Source organism: Paenibacillus terreus (assembly GCF_042138595.1).
Classification (GTDB): Bacteria; Bacillota; Bacilli; order Paenibacillales; family Paenibacillaceae; genus Paenibacillus; species Paenibacillus terreus.
In genome coordinates this window covers 375776-402379 of the sequence record NZ_JBHIRX010000004.1, presented here as the reverse complement: position 1 = coordinate 402379, position 26604 = coordinate 375776, and the positions used below count along the sequence as shown (strand labels likewise).

Annotated in this window: 23 protein-coding genes; 17 read left to right on the top strand and 6 right to left on the bottom strand. The window is 46.8% G+C overall.

All coding sequences use genetic code 11. The features are described 5' to 3' along the window. The first annotated feature begins 46 nt into the window (after positions 1-46). The 3 genes from zwf (at position 47) to gnd (ending at position 3795) form a co-directional block, all read left to right on the top strand. A complete protein-coding gene (gene zwf / locus ACE5KN_RS10985) occupies positions 47-1561 on the top strand; it encodes a glucose-6-phosphate dehydrogenase (protein ID WP_375526440.1) in 1515 nt (504 codons plus the stop codon). A gap of 41 nt (positions 1562-1602) precedes the next feature. Further along, a complete protein-coding gene (gene fsa / locus ACE5KN_RS10980) occupies positions 1603-2268 on the top strand; it encodes a fructose-6-phosphate aldolase (protein ID WP_375526439.1) in 666 nt (221 codons plus the stop codon). A gap of 111 nt (positions 2269-2379) precedes the next feature. Then, entirely contained in the window at positions 2380-3795 is a 1416-nt protein-coding gene (gnd, locus tag ACE5KN_RS10975) for an NADP-dependent phosphogluconate dehydrogenase (RefSeq protein ID WP_375526438.1), read from the top strand. 95 nt (positions 3796-3890) lie between these two features. On the opposite strand, the gene ACE5KN_RS10970 is transcribed toward gnd, so the two are convergent. After that, positions 3891-4802 (bottom strand): helix-turn-helix transcriptional regulator, encoded by a 912-nt coding sequence (locus tag ACE5KN_RS10970; protein ID WP_375526437.1) that lies wholly within the window; start codon positions 4800-4802, stop codon positions 3891-3893. Between the two features lie 98 nt (positions 4803-4900). Here ACE5KN_RS10970 and ACE5KN_RS10965 point away from each other — a divergent pair, with 98 nt between their 5' ends. The 5 genes from ACE5KN_RS10965 (at position 4901) to ACE5KN_RS10945 (ending at position 10464) form a co-directional block, all read left to right on the top strand. Beyond that, entirely contained in the window at positions 4901-5647 is a 747-nt protein-coding gene (locus ACE5KN_RS10965; protein WP_375526436.1) for a sugar phosphate isomerase/epimerase family protein, read from the top strand. A 63-nt stretch (positions 5648-5710) separates the two neighbouring features. Continuing rightward, positions 5711-6805: a Gfo/Idh/MocA family protein gene (locus ACE5KN_RS10960; RefSeq protein ID WP_375526435.1), complete on the top strand. Its 1095-nt coding sequence runs from the start codon at positions 5711-5713 to the stop codon at positions 6803-6805. A gap of 20 nt (positions 6806-6825) precedes the next feature. Further along, entirely contained in the window at positions 6826-7827 is a 1002-nt protein-coding gene (locus tag ACE5KN_RS10955) for a Gfo/Idh/MocA family protein (protein WP_375526434.1), read from the top strand. Between the two features lie 589 nt (positions 7828-8416). Further along, entirely contained in the window at positions 8417-9316 is a 900-nt protein-coding gene (locus ACE5KN_RS10950) for a hypothetical protein (protein WP_375526433.1), read from the top strand. A gap of 77 nt (positions 9317-9393) precedes the next feature. Next, entirely contained in the window at positions 9394-10464 is a 1071-nt protein-coding gene (locus ACE5KN_RS10945; protein ID WP_375526432.1) for a hypothetical protein, read from the top strand. Between the two features lie 356 nt (positions 10465-10820). Here ACE5KN_RS10945 and ACE5KN_RS10940 read toward each other — a convergent pair whose 3' ends face one another. Together ACE5KN_RS10940 and ACE5KN_RS10935 are read right to left on the bottom strand one after the other, a co-directional pair. After that, positions 10821-11744, bottom strand: a complete 924-nt coding sequence (locus ACE5KN_RS10940) for an aldo/keto reductase (protein WP_375526431.1) — start codon at positions 11742-11744, stop codon at positions 10821-10823. Positions 11745-11867: 123 nt separating this feature from the next. Next, positions 11868-12323, bottom strand: coding sequence for a MarR family winged helix-turn-helix transcriptional regulator (locus tag ACE5KN_RS10935; RefSeq protein ID WP_375526430.1), 456 nt, complete (start codon positions 12321-12323; stop codon positions 11868-11870). Positions 12324-12566: 243 nt separating this feature from the next. On the opposite strand from ACE5KN_RS10935, the gene ACE5KN_RS10930 reads away from it, so the two are divergent. From ACE5KN_RS10930 to ACE5KN_RS10915, 4 genes are all read left to right on the top strand, one after another. After that, positions 12567-13226, top strand: coding sequence for a response regulator transcription factor (locus tag ACE5KN_RS10930; RefSeq protein WP_375526429.1), 660 nt, complete (start codon positions 12567-12569; stop codon positions 13224-13226). A 71-nt stretch (positions 13227-13297) separates the two neighbouring features. After that, the gene (locus ACE5KN_RS10925) at positions 13298-14614 is read left to right on the top strand and encodes a sensor histidine kinase (protein ID WP_375526428.1); all 1317 of its coding nucleotides are present in this window, start codon (positions 13298-13300) and stop codon (positions 14612-14614) included. Next, positions 14611-15423, top strand: a complete 813-nt coding sequence (locus tag ACE5KN_RS10920) for a hypothetical protein (RefSeq protein WP_375526427.1) — start codon at positions 14611-14613, stop codon at positions 15421-15423. Before ACE5KN_RS10925 ends, ACE5KN_RS10920 begins: the two co-directional genes overlap by 4 nt. Positions 15424-15546: 123 nt before the next feature. Then, positions 15547-16350, top strand: a complete 804-nt coding sequence (locus ACE5KN_RS10915; protein ID WP_375526426.1) for a hypothetical protein — start codon at positions 15547-15549, stop codon at positions 16348-16350. Between the two features lie 159 nt (positions 16351-16509). Here ACE5KN_RS10915 and ACE5KN_RS10910 read toward each other — a convergent pair whose 3' ends face one another. Both ACE5KN_RS10910 and ACE5KN_RS10905 read right to left on the bottom strand, forming a co-directional pair. Beyond that, entirely contained in the window at positions 16510-16941 is a 432-nt protein-coding gene (locus ACE5KN_RS10910) for a YmaF family protein (protein WP_375533079.1), read from the bottom strand. A gap of 59 nt (positions 16942-17000) precedes the next feature. After that, positions 17001-17819, bottom strand: a complete 819-nt coding sequence (locus tag ACE5KN_RS10905; RefSeq protein ID WP_375526425.1) for a DUF2935 domain-containing protein — start codon at positions 17817-17819, stop codon at positions 17001-17003. A 182-nt stretch (positions 17820-18001) separates the two neighbouring features. Here ACE5KN_RS10905 and ACE5KN_RS10900 point away from each other — a divergent pair, with 182 nt between their 5' ends. Then, positions 18002-18766: a MerR family transcriptional regulator gene (locus ACE5KN_RS10900; RefSeq protein WP_375526424.1), complete on the top strand. Its 765-nt coding sequence runs from the start codon at positions 18002-18004 to the stop codon at positions 18764-18766. Positions 18767-18900: 134 nt separating this feature from the next. Here the strand turns inward: ACE5KN_RS10900 and ACE5KN_RS10895 are convergent, their stop codons facing one another. Beyond that, positions 18901-19758, bottom strand: a complete 858-nt coding sequence (locus ACE5KN_RS10895; protein WP_375526423.1) for an arginase family protein — start codon at positions 19756-19758, stop codon at positions 18901-18903. 327 nt (positions 19759-20085) lie between these two features. Between ACE5KN_RS10895 and ACE5KN_RS10890 the strand changes: the two genes are divergently transcribed. Genes ACE5KN_RS10890 through narI form a run of 4 tightly spaced genes read left to right on the top strand, consistent with a single transcriptional unit; the run spans position 20086 to position 26563 of the window. Beyond that, a complete protein-coding gene (locus ACE5KN_RS10890; protein ID WP_375526467.1) occupies positions 20086-23757 on the top strand; it encodes a nitrate reductase subunit alpha in 3672 nt (1223 codons plus the stop codon). Then, positions 23747-25321, top strand: coding sequence for a nitrate reductase subunit beta (gene narH, locus ACE5KN_RS10885; protein ID WP_375526422.1), 1575 nt, complete (start codon positions 23747-23749; stop codon positions 25319-25321). The genes ACE5KN_RS10890 and narH overlap by 11 nt, the downstream gene beginning before the upstream one ends. Then, entirely contained in the window at positions 25314-25877 is a 564-nt protein-coding gene (gene narJ, locus ACE5KN_RS10880) for a nitrate reductase molybdenum cofactor assembly chaperone (protein WP_375526421.1), read from the top strand. The genes narH and narJ overlap by 8 nt, the downstream gene beginning before the upstream one ends. Next, positions 25877-26563 carry a respiratory nitrate reductase subunit gamma gene (narI, locus tag ACE5KN_RS10875; protein WP_375526420.1) on the top strand — a complete coding sequence of 229 codons (687 nt, stop codon included), beginning with the start codon at positions 25877-25879 and terminating at the stop codon, positions 26561-26563. The genes narJ and narI overlap by 1 nt, the downstream gene beginning before the upstream one ends. The last annotated feature ends 41 nt before the right edge of the window (positions 26564-26604 follow it).

Below are 26604 nucleotides of genomic sequence, written 5' to 3'. Positions count from 1 at the left end.
TTGGCCATGCGGGAGATAAGCAGCTCATTGGAAAGGAGTAAGGAAGATGGAGCCAACAACCTTTATTTTGTTTGGAGCAACAGGCGATCTTGCCAAAAGAAAAATATATCCCGCTTTATATAATCTGTTTATCGATCAGAAGCTGCCGGAGTCCTTTTCCCTGATTGGACTTGGACGGAGAGAATGGTCTGATGAAACCTTCCAGGCGAATGTCGAGCAGTCACTGCGCGAATTCTCCAGACGGGAGGGGGCGGACGGAGCCAAAATCAAGCAATTTGTACAGGCGTTCCGCTTCAGCGTGCTGGATATCGGCCGCAAAGAAGATTACGAAAAGCTGCTGCAGCTGGTGGAGAAGCGGGAGCAGGAATTGAGCATTCCGCAAAATCGTCTCTTTTATCTGTCTGTAGGACCTGAGTTTTTCGAACCGATCGCAGCCAACATTCAGGCCAGCGGACTTGGTTCAACCCAAGGCTGGAAACGCCTTGTCATTGAAAAGCCGTTTGGCCATGATCTCAAGTCGGCCCGCGAGCTTCAGGAGAACCTGAGTAAATCATTCTCGGAAGACGAAGTGTATCGTATTGACCACTATCTCGGCAAACCGATGGTGCAGGGGCTTGAAACGCTGCGGGCGACGAACCCTGTCCTACAGGCTCTGCTGAAAAACCGCTATATCTCCAACGTCCAGATTACCGCCAATGAAACGGTGGGTGTTGAAGAAAGAGCGGGTTATTACGATCATGTGGGCGCGCTGCGCGACATGTTCCAAAACCATATGCTGCAGCTGCTCATGATGACGGCGATCCAGCTTCCGCATGACAGCACCATCGATCAGATGCGCGAGAAGAAGAAACAGGTCGTGAAAGCTCTGGAGCCGATTCGCAAGCAGGATGTCAGCCTGAACATCATCCGCGGCCAGTACCGGGAAGGAAGCATCAAGGGTGTGCCGGTAGCCGGTTATACCTCCGAGCCAGGAATTGCTCCGGATTCCATGAACGATACGTTTATCGCGGCGAAATTGCAGATCGATGATTATTTCTGGAAGGGCGTTCCTTTCTACATTCGCACAGGCAAAAGAATGAAAGAGAAATCCACACGGATTGTCATCGAGTTTAAAGATCCGTTAGCGCAACTGGGTTCAGCCAAGGACAGCTCCCTGCGGCCAAATCTGCTCGTCATTGAGATGAGTCCGGATGAAAGCATCACGCTGCAGTTGAATATGAACGATCCTCAACATAAAGGGGAGATCAAGCCTGCGAACATCGAACTGCATTCGAGCCGTGCTGATCTGCCGGAGGCTTATGAAAACCTGATATTTGACGCGATCAATGGCGATGCAACGTATTTTGCCCATTGGGACGAAGTTGAATTGTCCTGGCAGTGGGTACAGCCGATCCTGGAAGCCTTCGCGGAAAATCTCGTTCCGCTGTATCCTTATGCCGCAGGCAGCTACGGACCCGCCGAGGCGGATAAATTGCTCGCAAGGGACGGTCATCACTGGTGGTTTGACGCCAAGGATGAAGAGAACATCAAAAGCACTGAATATTCCCTGGTAACCCCTTAATTCATATATATTAAACACATACTTATTGGAGGTAATTTACGATGAAATTTTTTGTGGACACTGCAAACCTGGAAGACATTAAGAAAGCATACAAAATCGGCGTTCTGTCCGGTGTAACAACGAACCCTTCCCTTGTGGTTAAAGAAGGCGTATCCTTCGAAAAACGGATTGAAGAAATTTTGCAAGCTGTACCTGAGGTAGAATCGGTCTCTGCAGAGGTGACTCCAGACGCGGTAACTGCTGAAGAAATGATTGCCCAGGCTGAAGAGCTGATCAAAATCAACAACAACGATAAAAATATCACGATCAAGCTGCCTATGACGCTTGCCGGCCTTGAGGCTTGCCGCTACCTGACGAAAAAAGGCGTAAAAACGAACGTAACACTGATTTTCACGCCTAACCAGGCTCTGCTGGCTGCTCGTGCAGGTGCTACCTATGTTTCTCCATTCCTGGGCCGTCTGGACGACATTTCGGAAGACGGTGTGCAGCTGATCGTCAAAGTTGCTGAGCTGTTCCGTATCCATAACCTGGATGCGCAAATCATCGCGGCTTCCGTAAGACATCCGGATCACGTTACTCGTGTAGCTATGGCCGGTGCGCATATCGCAACTGTTCCGTTCTCCGTTATCGAACAAATCTCCAAGCATCCGTTGACAGATCAAGGCCTGGAGAAATTTGCGGCTGACTGGAAAAAAGCAGTTCAGTAAGCATCATTTATCACATCCGAAATTCAGGCGGTGCGGCGGCCGTGCTTAAACAGAAAGGCCGCCAGACACATCGTCTTTAATATAGATTAATTAAGAAAAGAGGATAGAACTATGAGCAAACAACAAATTGGTGTCGTTGGCCTTGCGGTCATGGGTAAAAACCTGGCCCTGAATATCGAAAGCAAGGGATTCTCCGTCTCTTTATATAACCGTTCTGCTGAAAAAACGAAGGAGCTCCTGGAAGAAAGCCCAGGGAAAAACTTTGTGGGTACATACAGCATCGAAGAATTCGTTCAATCCCTTGAAGTACCCCGCAGAATATTAATCATGGTTAAAGCTGGCCAGCCAACGGATGACACGATCAATCAGCTGGTGCCTCATCTGGAGCAAGGGGATATTCTGATTGACGGCGGCAATGCCTTTTTCCCTGATACCCAAAGAAGAAATAAAGAATTGTCGGACAAAGGTATCCGCTTTATCGGGGCGGGCGTGTCCGGTGGTGAAGAGGGCGCATTGAAAGGTCCTGCAATTATGCCTGGCGGCCAGAAGGAAGCATATGAGCTGGTAGAGCCTATCCTGACAGCCATTTCCGCCAAAGTGAACGGGGATGCCTGCTCGACCTATATCGGACCGGACGGCGCCGGTCACTATGTGAAAATGGTGCATAACGGCATCGAGTACGGCGATATGCAGCTGATCGGCGAAGCGTACCACATCCTGAAGGATGTGTTGAATGTAAGCACCAGCGAACTGCATGAGATTTTCTCCGAATGGAACAAAGGTGAGCTGGACAGCTACCTGATCGAAATTACGGCTGACATTTTCTCCAAGACAGACCCTGAAACAGGTAAACCGATGGTCGATGTGATCCTCGATTCCGCAGGCCAAAAAGGTACAGGCAAATGGACCAGCCAAAGCTCCCTCGATCTGGGCGTACCGCTCTCCATTATTACGGAATCCGTATTCTCCCGCTTCATCTCGGCCATGAAGGAAGAGCGTGTGGCGGCAAGCAAAAAGCTGAACGGCCCTGCGACAGCAGCCTATGACGGCGATGCCAAAGAACTTATCGAGGCAGTCCGTAAAGCGCTGTATGCGAGCAAGATCGCTTCTTATGCCCAAGGCTTTGCACAAATGAGAGCCGCTTCCGAAGAATATAACTGGAATCTTGACTATGGCAAAATTGCGATGATCTTCCGCGGCGGCTGCATTATCCGCGCCAGATTCCTGCAAAACATCAAGGATGCGTACGACCGCAACCCTGAGCTGAAAAACCTGTTCCTGGACGATTACTTCGGCGGAGTAATTGAAAGCTATCAGGAAGCATGGAGAAAAGTTGTAGCGATTGCCGTAACGAGAGGCATTCCGGTTCCTGCTTTCGCATCCGCGCTGGCTTATTATGACAGCTACCGTTCCGAGCGTCTGCCAGCCAACCTGCTGCAGGCACAACGGGATTACTTCGGAGCCCATACCTTCCAGCGGACAGACCGCGAAGGAACGTTCCATTTTCAATGGATGGATAAAAACTGAGTATAGATAAATGAAAATAAACTCCTACAGATGATCATGGATTCAAAGGTGATTATTTGTAGGAGTTTTTTGACTGAATGTGGTCACCACACGTGTCAGGCTTTTCCTTTTTTACGGAAATGGTAGGGAGAAATATCTTTGTGTTTTCTGAACTGCTGGATGAAATAGCTGGAGCTAGAAAAACCGACTTCCAGCGCGATATCGGTCATGCTTTTATCTGTTGTGAGGAGAAGTTTCTCCGCCTCGGTAATCCGGATGTAGCTCAAATAATTGGTGAATGTTTTGCCCATGATTGCCTTGAATCTTCTGGAAAAATAGCTGTAGCTCATATTGCACAGGCGGGCGGCGGTTTGGGCATTAATATCGTTCATATAGTTATAGTCGATATATTCGAACACTTTCTGCAGCATCTGGTAGTCGCTGTCATTCAGCGAATGCGCCACCTCCCAGTTCCAATGCTGGTGATGGGTCTGGCGCAGGAACCATAAAAAAACGCGGCAGATGAGGGTACGCACGGCAAGCTCGAAGCCAAAGCTTTTGGCGCTGAATTCATTGTAAATCTCCCAGATCATGCCGGGAATTGGCGTATCGTTAATTTCTGGCTCGGTAAAAACTCGCTGACTACTGGATTCGGCTAGGGTAAACGGCAGAATATATTTTGATTCCAGAATGGTCCGGGAAGTCGAATACAGAATCTCGGGATCAAATTTAACGACGATATAAGAGACCTTGTCATCCAAGGAATAAATCGAATGCGTTTCATGGGAATGAATCAGAATCAGATCGCCTTGCCCAAGGACATGGCATTTGCCTCCCAAATAAACCTTGGCCTTGCCGGAAAGAAAATATAAGATTTCAATATACAGATGCCAGTGGGGTTCCACAAGGCAGCGCGGCTCTTTACCGAAGTGGATCATGCTTTCATAAGGATAGTGGATCGACCCGGATTGGGACCGGTTGGATTCAAAATACGGCTCGGTCATCATTTCAGCACCTCGATTAACCATGACAAATATTTTATACTTTCGAATAGCTTCATTGTATTACTTCTGAGTCGATTTTGATATCCTTACCTTACTTATTAATGGAAGGAGGAGGTATTTCAATGGAGAATGTAGCGCTGCAGCTCTATTCGATCAAAGAATTTACGAGCGAGGATTTTTTGGGCACGCTGAAAAAGGTGGCGGAAATAGGGTATAACGGCGTTGAGTTCGCCGGGTATTTTGGTACATCGGCTGCACAGCTGAAGACGGCATTGGATGAATACGGACTGCGGGCAGCGGGCAGCCATATCGGCATGCCTGACCTTGTGAAGCGGTTGGAGGAAATGATCGAGTATTCGCTTGTCATCGGCAGTCCTTACATTATTTGTCCGGGGCTTCCCGAAGAATTCCGTGAAAACGCTGACAGTTACAAGCGGGCAGCTGAAATCTTCGATCGGATCGGTGAACGCTGCAAAGAGCAGGGCCTTCGCTTCGGCTACCACAACCACGGCTTCGAATTCCAAAAGCATGACGGCCTGACAGGCCTCGAACTGCTTGCAAGCAACACACGGCCTGAGCATATGTTCCTGGAGCTGGATACATATTGGGCTGAGTATGCGGGCTTTAGCGCCGCGGATTGGATTGAATCGTTCAAAGACCGCTGCCGTATTTTGCATATCAAGGATATGAAAAGCGAGCAGAATAAGCGGAATACGGAGATCGGCTCCGGCATCTTGGACTTCAAGGCAATTACGGCGGCCGGCAAACGCAGTGGTGTGGAATGGTACACGGTGGAGCAGGAGGAATACGAGATTCCCCAGCTGGAATCGATCGAAACCAGTCTTACCTTTCTTCGACAAATATTATAAACAAAATGTCTATCGAAGCACCTTCACAGAAGAACAATGAAAATCAAGGAGATGACCAAGCCAATGACTATACAGGAACAGAAAATATTACGTGTCGGCATTATCGGCTGCGGCGGAATCGCTAACGGCAAACATATACCAAGTCTGAGTGCCCAGAAAAACGTCGAATTGGTGGCATTCTGCGATATTATCGAGGAGCGCGCAATCGAATCAGCCCGCAAAATCGGCCGGGAGGATATCGCCATATATACGGATTATAAAGAATTGCTTAAAGATGAGAGCATCGATTTGATTCATGTGTGCACACCTAACAAATCCCACTCCTTTATTACGATCGATGCCTTGGAAGCTGGGAAACACGTCATGTGCGAAAAACCTATGGCTAAAACGGCCAAAGAAGCCAGAGCGATGCTGGAAACCGCGAAACGCACAGGCAAAAAGCTCACCATCGGCTATGACAACCGCTACCGGCCGGATTCGCTGCTGCTGAAAAAAATAGCAGAACGCGGCGATTTGGGCGATATTTATTTTGCCAAAGCCCATGCGATCCGCAGACGTGCCGTACCGACTTGGGGCGTATTCTTGAACGAAGAGGAACAGGGGGGTGGCCCGCTGATCGACATCGGCACCCATGCGCTTGATTTGACCTTGTGGCTGATGGACAACTATAAGGTGAAAAGCGTTGTCGGGAATGTGTACCATAAACTCGGCGGCAAAAAAGACGCTGCGAATGCATTCGGTCCATGGGATCCGGAGAAGTTTACCGTCGAAGATTCGGCATTTGGTTTCATTACGATGGAAAACGGCGCAACCGTTGTGCTGGAATCCAGTTGGGCGCTGAACACGCTGGACGTAGGCGAGGCCAGATCTACGTTGTGCGGAACCGAGGCTGGTGCTGATATGCGCGACGGGTTGCGGATCAACGGGGAAGAGCTCGGCCAACTGTATACGAAACTGCCTGAACTGAATACGGGCGGAGTCGCATATTTTGACGGGAAATCGGAAAGCCAAGCTGCCCGCGAGTGCAGACTTTGGATCGAGAGTATCCTATCCGGTACCGAACCGATGGTGAAACCGGAACAGGCGCTTGTTGTAACGGAAGTGTTGGAAGCGATCTACGAGTCGGCGCGAACGGGGAAAACGGTCTATTTTGAATAGGATTGAAGAGGTGGCGGGAAATGATCAAAATCGGAAAAATTAGCTATTGGCATGTTCATGCATGGGATTATACCAAGCAGGCGGGGGCGCATTCTGATGCCGAAATCGTAGCGGTTTGGGATGAAAATCAGGAGCGGGGTAAAGAAGCTGCAGATCGGCAAGGTGTGGCGTTTTATGCTTCTTTGGATGAAATGCTCGCGCAGGATGACATCGATGCGGTCATTGTGGATGCTCCAACCTATATGCACCGCGATGTGATGTTGAAGGCGGCTGCCGCAGGCAAGCATATTTTTACCGAAAAGGTGCTGGCGCCGACGCTGCATGAAGTGAACGAAATATTGGATGCCGTGGACCGTAACAAGGTGAAGTTGACCGTGTCGCTGCCAAGGTTGAACGACGGCTACACACTGGCGATTCGCGACATTCTGGATCAGGAGCTGCTCGGCCAGGTCACTCAGGTGAGAGTCCGCTTATCCCATAACGGGGCGACAGCGGGCTGGCTGCCATCCTCTTTCTACAAGCTGGAAGATTGCCTGGGCGGTGCTTTGATTGATCTGGGCTGCCATCCGATGTATTTGACAAGGCTGTTCCTGCAGCAGGATGTGGAGGAAGTGAAGGCGGAGTTTGGCTATGTTACGGGAAAAGAAGTAGAGGATAACGCCGTTGCAACGCTGTCGACGTCATCGGGTGCAATCGGAATTGTTGAAGCGGGGTTCGTGAACAACTTCTCCCCATTCAGTGTCGAAATTCATGGGACGGAAGGTTCGATTCTCTACGGAACGCCGGATGAAAAGCTGTTGATCCGCACTTCGCGGAAAGAAGAATATAAGGATGCTTGGGTAGAACTTCCGGTTCCAGGACCACGGGAGAGTGCGTTTGAGCAATGGATTAGTCATATTCAGCAAGATACCACGGCTGATGAGAATGTGGCTTATGCCGTTGAACTGACCAAGCTCATGGAAGCGGCTAACCAGTCGGCGCGTGAGCATCGCGGCATCCGGCTGTCCGAGCTGCAAGGCTAAGCGAATAAAATCATAACGTATATAAATGGAATTAGGGAATGGGCCTTATGAAAAACAGCTTTTGCGTGAAATCATGTTTCTGTGCAGGGTCGCCTTGGAATGGCTTGCTTGAAAGGTACTCCTGAAAGAAATAATGACATCTCGCATGCTGTATATTCATTCGACTGCATTCCCTTTTTGAAAACATGGCATTAAGAAAAAAGATAATAATCTGACTTTCTGGCAGCACATCATGAAAATAGACTCCTACAGATGATCATGGATTTAACGGTGATTATTTGTAGGAGTTTTTTTCTTTATGACAAAAGAAGGTTAAAGATGGGACTTTACCGGCTTCTGGCAAGATAAAAATGCTGCTATATGACGACGAATATTCATAGAAAATAGAAAACTACCACATAAAAATCCATGATTATGAAAAAAATGTAACAAAATATCATTTCTATTGCTATATAATGACTATTGTTGGATAAATGAAAGGAGGGATCAAAATTTCTTGCACCTTAGATTGTAACTGCAGAAGTAATAAAAAGCGTTATTTCTCTAACGTAACTGCTAAAAATTACTACTGATTAGGAGGCAAGAAAGCATGAAATCGTCCAAGCCAACTTTTAAATGGGTAACTCTAAGTCTCTCTGCTGCTTTATTTTTGTCGTCCACTTTAGTGGCATCTGCTGCTGAGGATGCTCTAGCGGATGACAAATTATCGCAAGATGTATTGCTTGACCTTGATTCGATCAAACATCAAATACCGACCACTTTTGAACCTGGAACAACTCTTACTTATGATGCAGATCTGGAACCAATCGTAACATACGACACAAGCGCCGAAGAACATGCTGACGAACAACAAGGTTTGAAGAGTTTAGTGCAAGAAGAAGTGCCAGATATTGAAGGAAGAGCTGCAGAGGATGAGTTTTTTAAATCCGTAGCGGAATCTGTAAAGGACTTACCTGTTGTTGACCTCGGGTGGGATTTGCCTGAACCAGCTCCGGGAATAGCAGTGATGTACGGTTCAGACGGACATATCGTTCGTGTTTATGTAGATGAAAGCATGGCATCGAAGCAAGCAATAGCAGCAGACATTCCATCTACTACTGTTCCTTATCCGGGACGCTTACCTGCAGGTACATACACATATGGTTCAGGACAAAAAGTAACTATCTCAGCAGGTGCAGTGACGGGAGAAGGTAGATTCACTGTTTTCCGGGCGGGTGTAGGTGGCTCCGGAACAAAAGGATCGAGTGGTAAAACGCTTGGTGCGGGTGACGTTGCTACTAAACGACAAATTGATAATCCCGTACACAATACTCCGATAACAGCAAGAGCACTAGATACCAATATTTCGAAAACCGTATATAAAAATGATATTGGATCTCTTCCTGATGCAGTATTAGATAACTATTTCTGGGGCTGGAATAGTCAAAACTTCGGTTATACGTATAGTGACACTCTATCCTTCCCAGGTAGATACTATTACCAATTTTAAGTTGTATCAAATATGCCTATGGCGTTCTGCCATAGGCATACTTGATTACAGAACCTAGAAATTAAGGAGAGAGTGATTTGAAGAAACAATTAAAAACCTTGATATCTTTATTGCTGATATTTGTACTACTAATCGCATGCTCGTCTAAAGAAGTCATTTCAGAAGACAAAAACATTCAAAATAACAGTCCTGATGTTAATTCAGAGGTGAAAATAACAAAACCTGTAGCAGATTACATTACCATGTCTTACTCGGAATATGCAACAACCAATGAAAATGGAGAAATAAAGACACAGATTTTAAGTTACGATACTTCTACAAAAAAATTGGAGAAAATTTTTGAATTCGATTATACAGCTCAATATCCTTTGGGCTATTATGATAAAACAAATCAGTTAGTTTATTATACGCAAAGGGTGGGTGCGGATCAGGAATATGGAGATCAAATCTTTGTTAGAGATTTAAGCAGCAATAAAAGCACTCAGCTTACTGATAATTTGTTTGCTGTCAATTATGTGATCCCATCAGGAGATCAATTGTTTTTTGCGGCTAATGTGAAAGGAGAGCAAGTGGTAAGGTTAGGAGCGATCAATCTTAAAACCAAAAAAATGGAACTATGGGGAGATAATGATACGATTATAGAAGCAATTACGGTAGATCACAGCAATAAAAAAATCTATATCTCCGCGTATTCCTTAAAACAGAGAAATTATAGTCTCGCACACCAGGACGGTCCAGCCGGGCAAAATAATTTTAAAATGCCAACCCATACTGTGTATGAAACGGACTTTGATTTTAAAGAGAAGAGAAAGCTTTTTAGCAAGAACTACTGGATTCGGATGCTGATGCATAAGGAGGGTCACGTCATTGCTTTTTCTGATAAAGAATACAATAAGGGGCAAATACCCTCAACTGTGATTGATTATGATCTTGCTGATCGTTCGACTGATGTGAGCCAATGGGAGGCGGTAAGATTACAAAGAGGCGACGCTAATTACTCCAGAGACGGTAACAAAATCTATGCCATTGCGATTGTGAAAAATAAACGCGGATTATATGAATATGATGTGAGAACGAAAAAGTTTACCCCGATATTTACACCAGAAGATGGCTTTATCAATAACATCCAGGTTGTCAATGGATCATGACAGCAATAAGGCATCCTCACTGGATGCCCTATTGGCATGCGCTAACGCAATCAAACTTGTTGCTGAGAAATCGACTCTATCAAGACCTCTTTAAAACTCATTGGGGGGCGACCGATCAAATTAGCCAGGCAGGATCGATTTGCGCGAAATCGCCATGACGTCTTGCCTGAAACATCCCCAACCGCATATTTAACTCGATTCCGGCACATCTTGAGACATCAAACGCTCCCGAAACTCTTCGTCCGACACAACGATGCGATGGATAGTCCGACCCAATTTCCCGTTGGCTCCGGTAACGATAATCACGACAACAACATCTTCTCATTATGTTTTACAGTGTTCTTCTTGTGGGCTCTTTATCCAAGAACAACCTTACCGTTTCTAAATTGCATATTGGGGAAAGAAGCACCAGCGATCTCATGTTCCGGTATCGCATTTTCAATCTCTTTAATATCATCTTCAGTCAGACGAATATCGAGCGATTGCAAAGCTTCTTGAAGATGAGCCGGCGATACTGTTCCAATGAGCGGAATGATGTCTTCCCTCTTGGATAACATCCATGCAAACGCCAGTTGCGATAACGTCATTTGTTTTTTGGCGGCGATCTCACCCAGTTTCTTTGCCAGAGCAACATTTTTCTCTATGTTTTCTTCAAAAAATAACGGAACGAAGCCTCCTTTGCTCTGTTGGATTCGCTTCTCTGTCCAATCACCGGCAAGAAGTCCATGAGCCACCGCCCCAAAAGCGACGACGCCGATCCCCAATTCCCGTGCAGTGGGCAAAATATCTATTTCGATACTCCGGTTAAAAAGCGAGTATTCGGCTTCAACCAAGCGGATCGGATGCGTGGCATGCGCTCTTCTCAACGTCTCCGCATCGACCTGGGTGACTCCGATATGCTTGACATAGCCTGCTTGAACCAGCTCGGAAATGGCGCCGATCGTTTCTTCAACAGGGATCCCCAGATCGATTCTTGCCGGCTGATACAGATCAACATAGTCCAGATTGAGCCGTTTGAGCGAATAAGTAAGATAATTCTTCATATGATGGGGGGAGACATCCAGTCCATACAGGGAGCCGTTAGGCGCACCCAATGCCCCAAACTTCAGCGAGATAAAATATTGCTCTCTTTTATGCCCTTTCACGGCTTCGCCGATGAGCATCTCGCTTCGACCCGCATCATAAAAATCCCCCGTGTTAAGATGATTAACTCCACTCTCTAACGCGGCATGAATGGCGGCAATGCTCGCAGCTTTAACTGTTTCATTGGCATTTGACATACGATCTCAACCGAGTCCGATTCTGGATAACTTCATCATGATAACCTCCTAAATTATAATTTCGTAAGATATGTAGCCGTCTATATATATGTTTAAAAAAATAATCATACACCTGCAAATTCATCACTTTGACAGGTGATTTTCAACATTTTCAAAAGCACGGGTCAGCAAAGAGGCAAACATGGCTTTTTCGGCATCTGACATCCCTTCAGTGATCAATTCTTCCGATTTCGAGAAGGCATCACTCCTCTCATTAAGAAACTGTTTGGCTTTGGCCGTTACTTCAATACGGAGGTTACGGCCGTCGGCAGGGTTACTGCTGCGTGTGATAAATCCGGCCTTCTCCAGACCGTTCAATAAGTTTGTCACAGACGGACCGCTTAAAGCCATTGTTTTTTCAAGAAACTTTCGGTTGATCTCCATATTCTCTTCTATGGATTGATGAATATGCGACAGAAGAATCGCTTGCGAGGCATTCAAACTATGATCCTTCAGAAGCTGGTCGATGATTTCCCGAACCTTTTGCGCGATAAGTTTAATGTATAGGCTATAGGGGTACATGTCGAAAACACTTGGCATAGGCTCCTCCTTGGATTTGTGTAGCTGTCTACACTATATATTCAGCTTTTGGTTTTGTCAACGATAAGGAAGTTACAAAAGTTGGATGACAGGCCCGATTGCTGATGATGCAATTTTGATACATTTTTCAAGTATAATCAATGGATACAACATAAACACCCAACAAAGTTGGAGTCGGAGAAAGGAAAAGAATCCAGCCACCTTTAAATAGGGGACATTGGATGGATTATATGTGACCTACGAATGATTAATATACTTATTGTTGAAGATGAAAAAAACATATCCGACTTAATTAAAATCAATCTTACTGAAGCCGGATATCGTTGTGTTTGTGCCTATTATGGAGGACAGGCTGCTGAAATGATTGAGCAAAATAGCTACGACTTGATTTTGCTTGACATTATGCTGCCAATGATCAATGGATATGAGCCTCTTGAATATATCAAACCACGGGATATTCCTGTTATTTTTATTACTGCTAAAGCGGGCGTGGAGGAGAGAGTGAAAGGGCTCAAGCTGGGGGCAGACGATTATCTGGCTAAACCCTTTGAGATCATTGAGCTGCTGGCCCGTGTCGAAAGCGTTTTACGGCGTAATAAAAAAAGTGATCGCTATTTGGAAATTTATGATATCTCTATCGATACCTTTTCCCGTATTGTTAAAAAGGGAGAGGACATAATTACACTGACATTGAAAGAGTATGAGCTGCTGTTACTCTTTGTTCGCAGTAAAAACATCGCCCTTTTCCGGGAACAAATCTATGAAAAAATATGGGGCGATGATTATATGGGCGACAGCCGAACCGTTGACTTGCACGTTCAGAGACTGCGAAAGAAGATAGGATGGGAAGATAAAATTATTGCGGTCTACAAAGTTGGATATCGATTTGTGGTGAATGCATGAAGCTCTTTTGGAAGTTTTTTTTCAGTACAAGTATTATTACTTTGTTTATGTTCAGCTTGGGCAGTTCCATAATGATCAAGACACTCTTTCAATCTGCTTTAAAGCAGGAAGTAGGTTATTCTTTCAAAGAAAATGATATTCTGCGGGCAGCTTTGGACAAAGAACTTTCGAAAACATACCAAAGTGCCGTCAACGCTTTACAAACCATTACCGTGAGTACTTCCAACGGGACCGTCCCGTTCCGAATCAGCAACAGTAATTATCAAACCATCCATACCACCGGAGCTCCGGGATTTGACAATGAATTGATCAAAAGGCTGGATAACAGTACCCAAGGTTATGAAGTAGTGCCGCTGGACGGACAGTATTTCATCAGGGTTGCCAGCACTATTGTGTCTGACGGAGAAACCTTTTACCTCGAAACCTATCGGGACATTACCTCAGTATTTAAAAGCAGGGAAAATCAATACCAGATTTTTTATAGCTTGATTTTGGGCATGATTGGATTGAGCTTTGTTCTGATATTATTTGTTGCTTACTGGCTGACCAAACCCATCAAAACACTTGCCAGGGCAACCACGAGCATTGCTGAAGGGGATTTCAAACTTCCGACTTTCCGGGAAAGTAATGATGAAATCGGTTTGCTTTCCAAGGCATTCAGCCATATGTCCAGGAGTCTGGAGCATATGGTAGCGGAGTTGGAAGATGCTGCACGGCGCCAGGAAAATTTTATGGCAAGCTTTGCCCATGAGTTAAAGACACCGATGACCTCTATTATCGGTTACGCCGATATACTTCGTTCGAGAAACGTTGAACAGGAGCAGATGATCCTGTACGCCAATCACATTTTTCAGGAAGGAAGAAGGCTGGAAGCCCTTTCGCTTAAGTTAATGGATCTGATCGTATTGAAGAAACAGCAATTCAAAATGAAAATGGTTCCCGCGTCTCATTTATTTGAATCCGTGCAGAGCGTAATTTCACCTATACTCAAGCGCGAAGGGATAGAACTGGTCATGGAGGTAGATGAGGCAAATTTGTTAATAGAGCCCGATTTAATGAAAACGGTCTGCCTCAATCTTCTGGATAACGCAAGAAAATCCATAGAAACTAAGGGGTGCATCCGTTTCCTGGGTAAGATGGAAAACGGGGGATATAACATCATCATTACGGACAATGGTAAAGGGATGGAGCCGGAAGAGCTATCCAGAATCACAGAAGCATTTTATAGGGTGGATCAATCGCGTTCCAGAGCAGAGGGCGGCGCAGGCCTGGGGTTGACCATATGTTCACAGATTATCGAAATACACCATGCCGACATGGATTTTGAAAGCGCTCCTGATCACGGAACTTCTGTATATATCCGTTTTAAGGAGGTATATGGAAAATGAAAACATTTAAAATCATGACCATATTCCTTTTGCTCATTTTATTGATGGCATTTTCTGCAGTATTTCCGTTACTGCTTTCCAAGGCCAGTGATCAGCAACTGTTGGGACAAATCCATTTACAGAAAATTGAAGTTCAAGAAAATAACCATTCCACACAGTATAGTGTGATAGACAAACTGCGCCTTCTCTATGATAAACGTGTTAATTCCAAAGACATTGTTGTCGTTCAGAACGCACAATTATCAAAAGCCGACCTAGAAAAACTCAACGCAGTATGCTATGCCGAATTGCAGACGCTGCGAGAAAAAAAACTGCTTCCTGATCTGGAAGACAACGTAAGTACCGGATTTGAGGGATCTTCATTTACCAGCTTCGATACGTCAAGGCCTGACTTGGTTGTTAATTACTATACAATGACAATGTATTCCAACCAGTATCGAATCTCTTTTACGATGGACGCGGACACAAATAAAATTTACGAGCTGAATATTGATTCGGCAGCCGGGCCACTGGTCATAGATTACGATAATGCATACCTTCATTGGCAAGACTATGTAGGGCTTTCTCTTGAGCAATCAGATCATTCCGGGGAAGTATCTGAAGGCGGTTATAGCGATGATAACAGGCCGTTCCCTTCTTTGGACAGTACGATAGCGGAATCAGACAAGGACTATCCCATTGGTGATAGAACATCCAGCCCGGTAGTGGCATTAGTACATGATTACACCGATGGCAACAAAACAGTTGCATATTCATTTGTCATTCCCAATGACAAAAAAAGCTTTACAATCTCCTGGTCTTTTCAATAAACCGAAAAATGATGCTAGAATGATGGGATTTTGATAAGTCTTGGATGCAGTCACTAGGTAAAGTAATAGTACAGAACGGCCGTATCTGATAAAAAAATTGAATTAATAAGGAGAACATTGAAAATGAAAAAATTATTGATCGCATCTACAATCATTGGATCGCTGGCGCTTACTTCGACTGCAGCATTTGCGATGGTAGAAGAATCTGGTGTAGCACCTGGTGTAGCAACTCAGCCTGTAAAGAAAAAAGCTGCAGTGGTTCAGTCTGCAAACAAAGAAACCCAAAATCGTATTGAATATACGAAGACGACGTCGTATCTTGAGGATGGCAGCGTGAATGCTGTTGTGGAAACGTGGGTGGATCCTGTAACTCACGACAAAAGAATTGATGGACTTGTTAAAGAAGATGATGGAACAGTCCATCCCAAAAGTACGTATTTATTAGAAAACGGAACGAAATGGGTAGAGGTTGCAAGAGATAACAACGGAAAGGCGATTAGGGGAAAATACTATATGCTTACAGAAAAGGAAAGCCTGGAAGCTGAGGATTCCTTTACTTGGGATTCCTTTGCTGACATCAAAGCCATATTTGACGAAACAGGGTGGAAAAATGAAGGGCTTCTTGAATCGAAGGATGGGAAGAAGCTAATAAAGCTTTATGGTCAAAATTTGTTGGTAGATGATATACAGCCGGAAGGTAGCACACAGGTAGTTCATGAATATGTTCAGATCGACAAAGATACCGGACTGCCTGTTAAAGTGGAAAGATACGCTGTAGACCCTGCATATGAAGGAGGGGCCAAAAGATCATTTGGTGTTGATACTTATGAGTATAAATATGTTGATGATAAAAGTTTGTTCGATACAACAGGAATCCCCATGAAGGAGTATTCAAAATTGCAATGGATTCATGGGGTAGAATATTAATTAAGCTATCCCTTCAATGATATAAGGTGGTCAAGACCCTATTTTGTAGATATTGAAATAAACCTAAGTTGCAAGCTGGCATCGGTGCTCAACCGGCGTCAGCTTGTTTGGTTTTCCTCGAAGCCATGATCGCGGACCGCACTGAAGTAGTTCACATGGTCAGACTTCGTTGCCTGTTCTGCCTTGATAGCTGTGGGTGTGCGGAATCCTGCCGTTCACGGTAGTGTACCCCTCAAAATAGTGGTAATGCCCGCCGCTTGGCAAAGGAACGGCGGGACCTGTGGTTCCTTTTAGCAAATGAACATGCTGGTCATTGAAAGTGGTTTCTATATTATAGTGGTGAACGTGGGGGATCCCGGTGGGAGCTGGTTCTGTAGTTCCTGCATACTGGTGGTAATGCCCTACGTCAAAAGATGTTTTTCCTGCCATGGGGTGAACATGCATGTTCACCGGCCTTCCATCCCAAGAGGTGATCACGAGTTTGTGATCATGTTCGGACTTGTGGTCATGCTCAGGTGTGTGATCAAGCTCGGACGTGTGATCTTGCTCAGAAGTGTGGTTATGCTCTGAATCGGAGTTGGATCTGTTCATACATAACAGGATCCCTTTAACTGGTATTTGCATCAAAAATCCTCCATTCTAATCGTTAATTAAAACAAGATTTCTCTTTTGTTTACCTTTATGCCCGACAAGGACCTCTCAAACATATCCAGAATAAACAGAAAACGCTCTGCTTCCCGGAATACATGGTCTGCCAATAAAGGGTGAATAATGCTTTTTATGCGGCATTCCTCGATTAAATCACGTGCTGTTTTTTTGAAATCCCGCAAAGATTTTACGGATACTCGATTCTCGTCAACAAATTGACTCAGCAAAGGAACGGTCTGTGATTGTGGACGCATTGAACTTAAATCAATTGCTTGATACATAAGAGCATCAAAATCATTACTAAACTCCCTTGCTTGTTCAACCAGTTTCCGTTCAGATGGATCGAGTAAATGACCGATAAACTTTGCGTGATCGGCCATTATTTTTAGAAAGAAAATATTCTCATCAATGATTGCGTCGTATAAAGGTTCGAGTCTTCCGGAATTAAGTTCCTCAAGCCGATTTCTAAAGTAGTTTGCTTCCCGACTAACGTGATCGACCAATAAGGGGAAGTTATTTTGACCAGGGAGTTTACATTGGAGAATAAGCCCTAATATTCTTCTTTTAAAGGCCCAAATATGAATGGCGGCATTGCGTACTTCAGTATTAAATTCTTTGATGGTTTGCGGATCGGTACTTAAATCGAACTCATGAGATCTTCTTTCAATGTCCTCAAAAATAGCTTGATGCTGCTGAGCCTCATGGATTAATTGTGTGTCTTCACACCTAAAACCCAAACGAAGGAACAAAGCGTGTTCTTTCATCACCCGGGACCAGAAACGAATTTCGTCAAGTGACTGGGCCACAAATGCATCTGACAAAGACATCCCCCCAATAGAGCATTCTTAAATCGAATAGGCTACTAAAAAGATATGTAGTTCGCTTGTACCAGTATGCAGGCAGGGAACTCATAAATGACAATCTGTAATCAAAACAGGCTAAATTTCACGAAGAAATGTCTTGACCCTCCTCTTAGGGCAGACTTTAAAGTGAAAACAGGGAGGTGAATGACATTCTATACACAGTAAAAGAAGTATCCGAGCTGTCCAATGTAACGATCAAGACGCTTCATCATTACCACAAAATTGGACTATTATTGCCCTGCAAAGTCAATGAGTCCGGTTACAGGCTGTACAGTAAGAAAGAGCTGGAACGTTTGCAGCAGATTTTGTTTTACAGAGAGTTGGATATTCCTTTGGATGAAATTAAAAAGTTAATGGATGATCATTCAGAGCGGTTATCCATTCTTTTGCACCAGGAGAAGCTTCTGCTTGCCCGCAGAACAAGGCTGGACACCATTATTCACACGATAGGGAAGTCAATATCTTCGTTAATGAGGGGAGAAACCATGGATGAGAAGGATATGTTTAAAGGTTTTGCAAACGCGGAAGAGTGGAATGAAGCGCTGAGCGGTCAAAATGAACATTTGCAAGCAACATATGACATGGAGCCATTCCAGGTTGAACAAACGGATGTTGAGAGGCTGAATAATCAAGCCACCGAAGCGGCCGCATTTATGGGCGAAATGGCTCGTTGTTTGCAAGCAGGCATCACGCATGATGATGAGCAAACCGAAAGCTTGATCCGCAATCATCTGGATTTTTTGAACAAGCATGGACACAAAATTTCGGCTGAGGATTTTGTCGCACAAACGCGATTTTTCCTCAGCGACGAGTTTCATCTTCGTATGCTGGAAGACCAGCAGACCGGGCTCTGTACGCGGCTGCGGAGGCGTTTGCCGGCGCAAATCCTTAAACAACTTGCCTAAAAAGACGTATTTGGGTTGTAAGTGTTTTTTCCACTTGCATCTACTTAAAAATACACTCTCGCAAACATAAAATGCGTGAGTGTATTTTTGAGATTAAGCAGTTCATGCTTCTTTCATAATTCCGTTTTATGACTTCAACTATTTAAAATAGGTATTTCTCCAAGCAGATTCTTCAAGTTAATGGCATCCCACGGCATATGCTCAGTTATGCCTAATCCAACTACATCTGTTTCTGCAGATAGTTCTTTAATCAGATTAAGCAGTTGAGGCATTTGCATGGTTCCCGCAGCAGAAAAATCATAAGTTGCTTCAGGGTTGGCGAATAATAAAGAACGAAATGCCCTTGGGTCAAGCACATCTAAATCAAGGTGAATAGCCAGCTGCTTAATGCCGCTTTCTTTAATCCACTCTTTAATAGATTCCGTACTGTTCATTAACTCTTTGGTTCCAGCAGTTTTAATCCCTAGTCTATGAATGATTTCTGTATCTTGTTCTGTGGGAACGTCAAATCCCGCGATGAAGACATTTTCAGGTTTTAGAGGGATCTTCACATGTTTTGCGAACTCTTCATCTCCTTCTCCTAATAGATTGCCGAGTGGTAATGTATGTCCGTAGTCATACCCGACTATTCTGACTAAATCGCTGTGAGCATCGAGCCAAATTAAACCTAATTCCCCACCATATCGTTCGTTTAAATAGGCAAATGGGGCTTGCTCGACTAAACAGTCACCGCCAAACATGACAATGCGATCCGGCTTGTGAGCATCAATGATATGATGAGCAGCCTTTAGTTGTTCCAGCAACTGTTTTCTTCCATACGTACCGTTCTCGTTTACAAGCGGAGTTCCATCATAAGCTTGAACGGGGACATGAATAAGAGGTTGATCACTATCCGGAGCCAGCCAAGCAAGCAACTCGGCTCCGAAAGAGTAGTTAGGGTTGTTTCCCCCTTGCCATTGCGGCATTAACAGGCGTATTGTTTTTTTAGTCATGTTTTACTCCCCTTTATTTCAAAGTAAGGTTAGAATAAACTGATCACAAATAAAAAAACAGTACGCACTATTTTGATAGATACTATCCAAAAAGAAAGTGTGAGTTGTTATCCAGGAACTGCAGAGATATTTCTGCGGTTCTTTTTTTGGCGCCTAAACCAAGCCGTTTCTATGCTCTATTTCACAGAATGAGGGATTTCCCCGTCCGCTTTAGGATATTCCCTAATGGGAACAGGAGCGGGGGAAAGGGATAATGGCAGTAATCGAGTGAATCAACAATGGAATCATTATTAGCTCTTGTATTCCGCAAAGGAGAGTTCGGACTTGATGAGAAAAAAACATCTCAACTTCTTCAAACCTGTCGAAAGCTATTCCGATAGCTGGTCCATTCTGGAAGAAAAAAATAGAGAATGGGAGAATGTATACCGCCAGCGCTGGTCCCACGACAAAGTGGTCCGTACGACACATGGCGTCAACTGTACCGGATCCTGCAGCTGGAAGGTGTTTGTGAAAAACGGCATTATTACCTGGGAGAATCAACAGATCGATTACCCGTCCTGCGGCGCCGATATGCCTGAGTTTGAGCCGCGCGGCTGCCCACGGGGAGCGTCGTTTTCCTGGTACGAATACAGCCCGCTGCGCGTGAAATTTCCATATATGCGCGGCAAGCTGTGGCGTCTCTGGCAGGCTGCACTGGCCGAGCATGACAACCCGGTTGATGCATGGGCGAGCATTGTGGAAGATCCGAAGAAAGCACAGTTTTACAAGTCAGCGCGTGGAAAAGGCGGCCATATCCGTGTCAAATGGGAAGATGCGCTGCACCTTATTTCGGCGCAATTAATCTACACCATCCGTAAATACGGGCCTGACCGGATTGCAGGCTTCACGCCCATTCCAGCAATGTCGATGGTCAGCTATGCATCGGGTGCCAGATTTATTTCCCTGCTTGGCGGGGAAATGCTGAGCTTTTATGACTGGTATGCCGACCTGCCGCCCGCTTCCCCGCAAATCTGGGGTGAGCAGACGGATGTGCCGGAATCCTCGGACTGGTATAACGCAGGTTACTTGATCATGTGGGGCTCCAATGTGCCGCTTACACGGACACCAGACGCTCACTTTATGACAGAGGTGCGGTATAAGGGAACCAAGGTGGTGTCGGTGGCACCGGATCATGCGGAGAACGTAAAGTTTGCCGACAACTGGCTCGCCCCTAATCCCGGTACGGATGCAGCACTGGCCCAAGCCATGACACATGTCATTCTGGATGAATTCTATCATATACGCAAAGAGCCGATGTTCATCAACTATGCCAAGCAGTATACGGATATGCCGTTTCTGATTTTGCTTGATCCGCATGAGGACGCCTGGAAAGGCGGACGCTTCCTGCGCGCAAGCGATCTCGGGGAAACTTCGACGCATGCGGATTGGAAGCCGGTCATCTATGACGAGGCAGCTGGTGAATGCATGGTTCCGAACGGCACAATGGGACAGCGCTGGGAGCAGGACAAGAAGTGGAATCTGATTTTGGAGCGTGAGGACGGAACGAAGGTCGAGCCCGCGCTTACAGTTGAGGGACATGGAGAGCAGTGGCTGGAAATCGCATTCCCGTATTTTGACAATACCGGCAATGGGACGTTCAAGCGAGTGATTCCTGTCATGAAAGTACAAATGGCGGACGGCACGGAGCGGTATGCGGCGACCGTGTACGATCTGATGATGAGCCAATACGGAGTTGCGCGCATCGATAGCCCATTAAACAGCAAAGGGTATGATGATGAAGCTTCCCATTACAGCCCTGCCTGGCAGGAGAAAATCACCGGCGTGAAGGCATCTGTGGTTGTGCAGATCGCCCGTGAATTTGCGCAGAACGCCATCGACACAGGGGGCCGCTCCATGATCATTATGGGGGCGGGCATCAATCACTGGTTCAACAGCGATACCATCTACCGTGCCGTTCTGAATTTGGTCGTGCTGACCGCTTCTCAGGGTGTAAACGGCGGCGGCTGGGCCCATTATGTCGGACAGGAGAAATGCCGTCCGATCGAAGGCTGGTCTGCTGTGGCCTTTGCGAAAGACTGGCAGGGAGCTGCACGTCAGCAGAATGCAACCTCCTTCTTTTATTTTGCGACAGAACAATGGCGTTATGAAGAAAGCGGCACGGATACGCTGAAGTCGCCTACGGGTGGAGAAGTCCGCTATCGGCATCCGGCCGATTACAACGTGCTTGCCGCAAGACTGGGCTGGCTGCCCTCATATCCGCAGTTCGACAAAAACAGCCTGATGTTCGCGGAAGAGGCGGCACAGCAGGGGAAAAAGACAAACGAAGATATTATCGCCCACGCCGTAGAGCAGATCAAAGACCGTACCACCCGTTTTGCCGTGGAGGACCCCGGTGCTCAGCAGAACTACCCGCGTTCACTGTTCGTCTGGCGTTCCAATCTGATCTCCAGCTCGGCGAAGGGGCAGGAATATTTCATGAAGCATCTGCTTGGGGCATCCGATGCGCTGCTGGCCCGTCCGAATGAGGAGCAGAAGCCGGAAGAGATCGTGTGGCGTGAAGATGTTGAAGGCAAGCTTGATCTGCTGGTTGCCCTCGACTTCCGCATGACGACAACCCCGCTCTATGCGGACATTGTACTGCCTGCGGCCACATGGTATGAAAAAACGGATCTGTCCTCCACCGACATGCATCCCTTCGTACATCCGTTCAACCCAGCGGTCAATCCGTTGTGGGAGTCACGTTCCGACTGGGATATTTACCGCTCGCTTGCCAAGGTTTTCTCGGAAATGGCGAATACACATTTGCCGGGAGTTTACAAGGATCTGGTGGCATCTCCGCTGGGCCATGATTCGGTCGGGGAAATTGCACAGCCGCTCGGAGCTGTAAAGGACTGGACGAAAGGAGAGATTGAAGCGGTACCGGGTAAAACGATGCCGAACTTCAGTATTGTAGAGCGGGATTATACCAAAATTTACGATAAATACACTTCGCTTGGCCCGAATCTCGCGAAAGGGAAAATAGGGGCCCATGGCATCAGCTTCTCTGTTGCTGACGAATATGAGGAGCTGAAACGGCTCAATGGCACCCATGATGACGAATCCATTAAAAGCGGATTGCCAAAGCTGGAGACGGCCCGCCAGGCGGCGGATACGATTCTTCATTTGTCCTCCGCAACGAATGGACGTGTGTCGCAAAAAGCCTATGAGCAGGCGGAGAAGGATTCCGGTGTGCCACTCAAGGATATATCTGCCGACCGGGCAGCCGAAAAAATCACATTCCAGAGCATTACGGCACAGCCGCGTGAAGTAATCCCGACACCGGTGTTCAGCGGCTCGAACAAGCAGGGGCGCCGCTACTCACCGTTTACGACGAATATTGAACGGCTTGTGCCGTTCCGGACGCTGACCGGAAGACAGCATTTCTATATCGATCACGAAATCTTCCAGCAGTTTGGGGAAGCACTGCCGGTTTACAAGCCGACTCTTCCGCCGATGGTATTCGGTCCGCGTGACAAAGAAATCAAGGGCGGGCAGGACTCGCTTGTGCTGCGGTATTTGACTCCGCATGGCAAATGGAATATCCACTCCACCTACCAGGATAACCAGCACATGCTGACCCTGTTCCGCGGGGGACCGGTCGTGTGGATCAACAACGAGGATGCACAATCGCACGGGCTTGCGGATAACGACTGGGTGGAAGTATACAACCGGAACGGCGTGGTGACGGCACGGGCGGTGGTCAGCCACCGGATGCCGCGCGGCACCATGTTCATGTACCATGCCCAGGACAAACATATTCAGGTGCCGGGCTCCGAAATCACGGATACGCGCGGCGGCAGCCACAATGCGCCTACCCGGATTCACCTGAAGCCGACCCAGATGGTCGGCGGTTACGCCCAGCTCAGCTACGGGTTCAACTATTACGGCCCGATTGGCAACCAGCGTGATGTCTACGTGGCGGTCCGTAAAATGAAGGAGGTCAACTGGCTTGAAAATTAAAGCACAAATCGGAATGGTATTGAACCTGGATAAATGCATCGGCTGTCATACCTGCAGCGTGACCTGCAAAACGACCTGGACGAACCGTAAAGGCGCGGAGTATATGTGGTTCAACAACGTGGAGACCAAGCCAGGCATCGGATATCCCAAGCGGTGGGAGGATCAGGAGGTCTATAAGGGAGGCTGGCAGCTCAAGAAGGGAAAACTGGAGCTGAAATCCGGCAGCAAGCTGTCCAAGGTAGCACTCGGTAAAATCTTTTACAACCCTGATATGCCCGAAATGAAGGATTATTATGAACCATGGACTTATAATTATGAGCATTTGACAACTGCGAAAGAGCAGAAGCATTCGCCAGTGGCGCGGGCGCATTCCGCCGTGACGGGCGAGAAAATGGAGCTGGACTGGGGGCCTAACTGGGAGGATGACCTGGCTGGTGCGCATGTCACTGGACCGCAGGACCCGAATATTCAGAAGATTGAAGAAGAAATTAAATTCAATTTCGAGAAATCGTTCATGATGTACCTGCCACGGTTATGTGAGCACTGCCTGAATCCGGGATGCGTGGCTTCCTGCCCGTCCGGTGCTATGTACAAGCGGGATGAGGACGGCATTGTCCTCGTTGACCAGGAGGCGTGCCGGGGTTGGAGATACTGCATGACAGGCTGTCCTTACAAAAAAGTATATTTCAACTGGCAGACAAACAAGGCCGAGAAATGCACCTTCTGCTTCCCGCGTGTCGAAGCGGGCCTGCCGACGGTTTGCTCGGAGACGTGTACAGGCAGAATCCGTTATCTCGGCGTTCTGCTGTATGATGCCGACCGGGTGCAGGAAGCTGCTTCGGTAGAGGATGAGAAAGAACTGTATCAAGCGCAGCTTGACCTGTTTCTGGACCCGCATGATCCGGAAATCATCGCTCAGGCGAAGAGAGACGGCATATCGACGGACTGGATTGAAGCAGCCCAGAATTCACCGGTTTACAAGCTGGCGATCGAGTATAAGCTGGCGTTCCCGCTTCATCCTGAATACCGCACGCTGCCCATGGTCTGGTATGTGCCACCACTTAGTCCGATTATGAACTATTTTGAAGGCAAGGATTCCATCAGCAATCCTGACTTGATTTTTCCGGCCATCGAGGAAATGCGCACGCCGATCCAATACCTGGCCAATATGCTCACGGCAGGGGATACGCAGGCGGTGAAGGAAGCCTTGCAGCGGATGGCCATGATGCGCTCCTACATGCGCACCCATTCAAACGGACAGGAATTCGATCAGAGCCGGCTTGAGCGCCTGGGTATGACGGCCCGCCAGACGGAGAAGATGTATCGGCTGCTCGCGATCGCCAAGTATGAGGATCGGTTTGTCATTCCAACTTCACATAAAGAAGCCCATATGAATCCGTATCGTGAACAAGGCGCGGCCGGTTATGGCGACACGCTCGGAGGTCCGGTGACGGGAGGCGGCTGCAGCGGCTGTGCGGCCATAAATCCGATGAGCACCGGAACGGAAAAGACGGGCAAGCAAATGTATGAGGAGAATTTTTACGGAGGGATATGGCGTGATTGATGTAAAAACACTCTATGATCTTAAGCCGTCATTCGGTTTTTTCTCCCGCCAGCTGATGTACCCTGACAAGACGGATTTTCATCCGGATTTCCTGGAGAGGTCCTTCCTCCCCGGAAATCCTGGTTATACGCACGCTCGTGCTTATTGGTCCCTTATGCAGGAGTTCAGCCTGGAGGAAATTCAGGAAATGTATACTTCCACCTTCGACTTCAATAAAGATTGTGCGCTGTATATGACGTATTTCAAATATGAGGATGCCAAAGAGCGTGGACAAATGCTGGCAAGACTGAAAATACTCTATGAAATGTTCGGCCTTGAAATGCCGGAGGAGGAACTGCCCGATTATCTTCCGTTGATGTGCGAGTTTCTGTATGCCGCCGAGTGGATGGCGAATCCGCAAGCACCCGAGAATTTCCGGTTGCTGATGGCCATCCTCGAGGATGGCACCTATCATTTGCTCAAGGCCTTGGAGAATGTTCGCAGTCCCTATTTTCATCTGGTAAAGGGGCTCCGTGAAACGCTTAAAGCGAGTGTGAGACAGGAGGAGGCCCGTTAATGGCGATGCTTGAACAATTTTTATGGGTGATTTACCCTTATGTATGTTTGGTTATATTTATCGTCGGACATATCTTCCGCTATCGGACAGACCAATTCAATTGGACGGCGAAATCGAGCGAATTTATTGAGAAAAAGCAACTGATGGCCGGAAGTCTGCTGTTCCATCTCGGGATTATTCCGGTTATCATGGGGCACGTTGCAGGACTTGGCATCCCGAAATCGTGGATGCGGGCGCTTGGCGTAGATGATCATCTATATCATATGGGCGCGGTTTATGTGGGGGGCTTTTTTGGCATCATCACGCTTCTGGGCATGCTCATTCTCACCTGGCGCCGTTTCACCCTCCGTAATGTGCGCCGTTTAAGCTCGGCCTCCGATCTGGCTGTCAATGCCTTGTTGCTGCTGATTGTTTTTATGGGCATGTATGCTACGCTTGTTACCAATGCCGTACAGCCTGAGTTTGATTACCGGGAGACGATTTCGATCTGGTTCCGCGGCCTGTTTGTGCTCAGTCCGGATGCCTCCCTGATGCGGGAAGTGCCGCTGTCCTTCAAGCTGCACGCGCTTGCGGGTTTTACCATTTTCGCTTTTTGGCCTTTCACCCGCCTGGTGCATGTGTGGAGTGTTCCATTGAATTATATCAGCAGAAGTTATATCCTTTATAGAAGACATAGATCCAACTAGAAAAGCGGGCTTGGCCCGCTGTTCCAGTTTATGCAGATGGC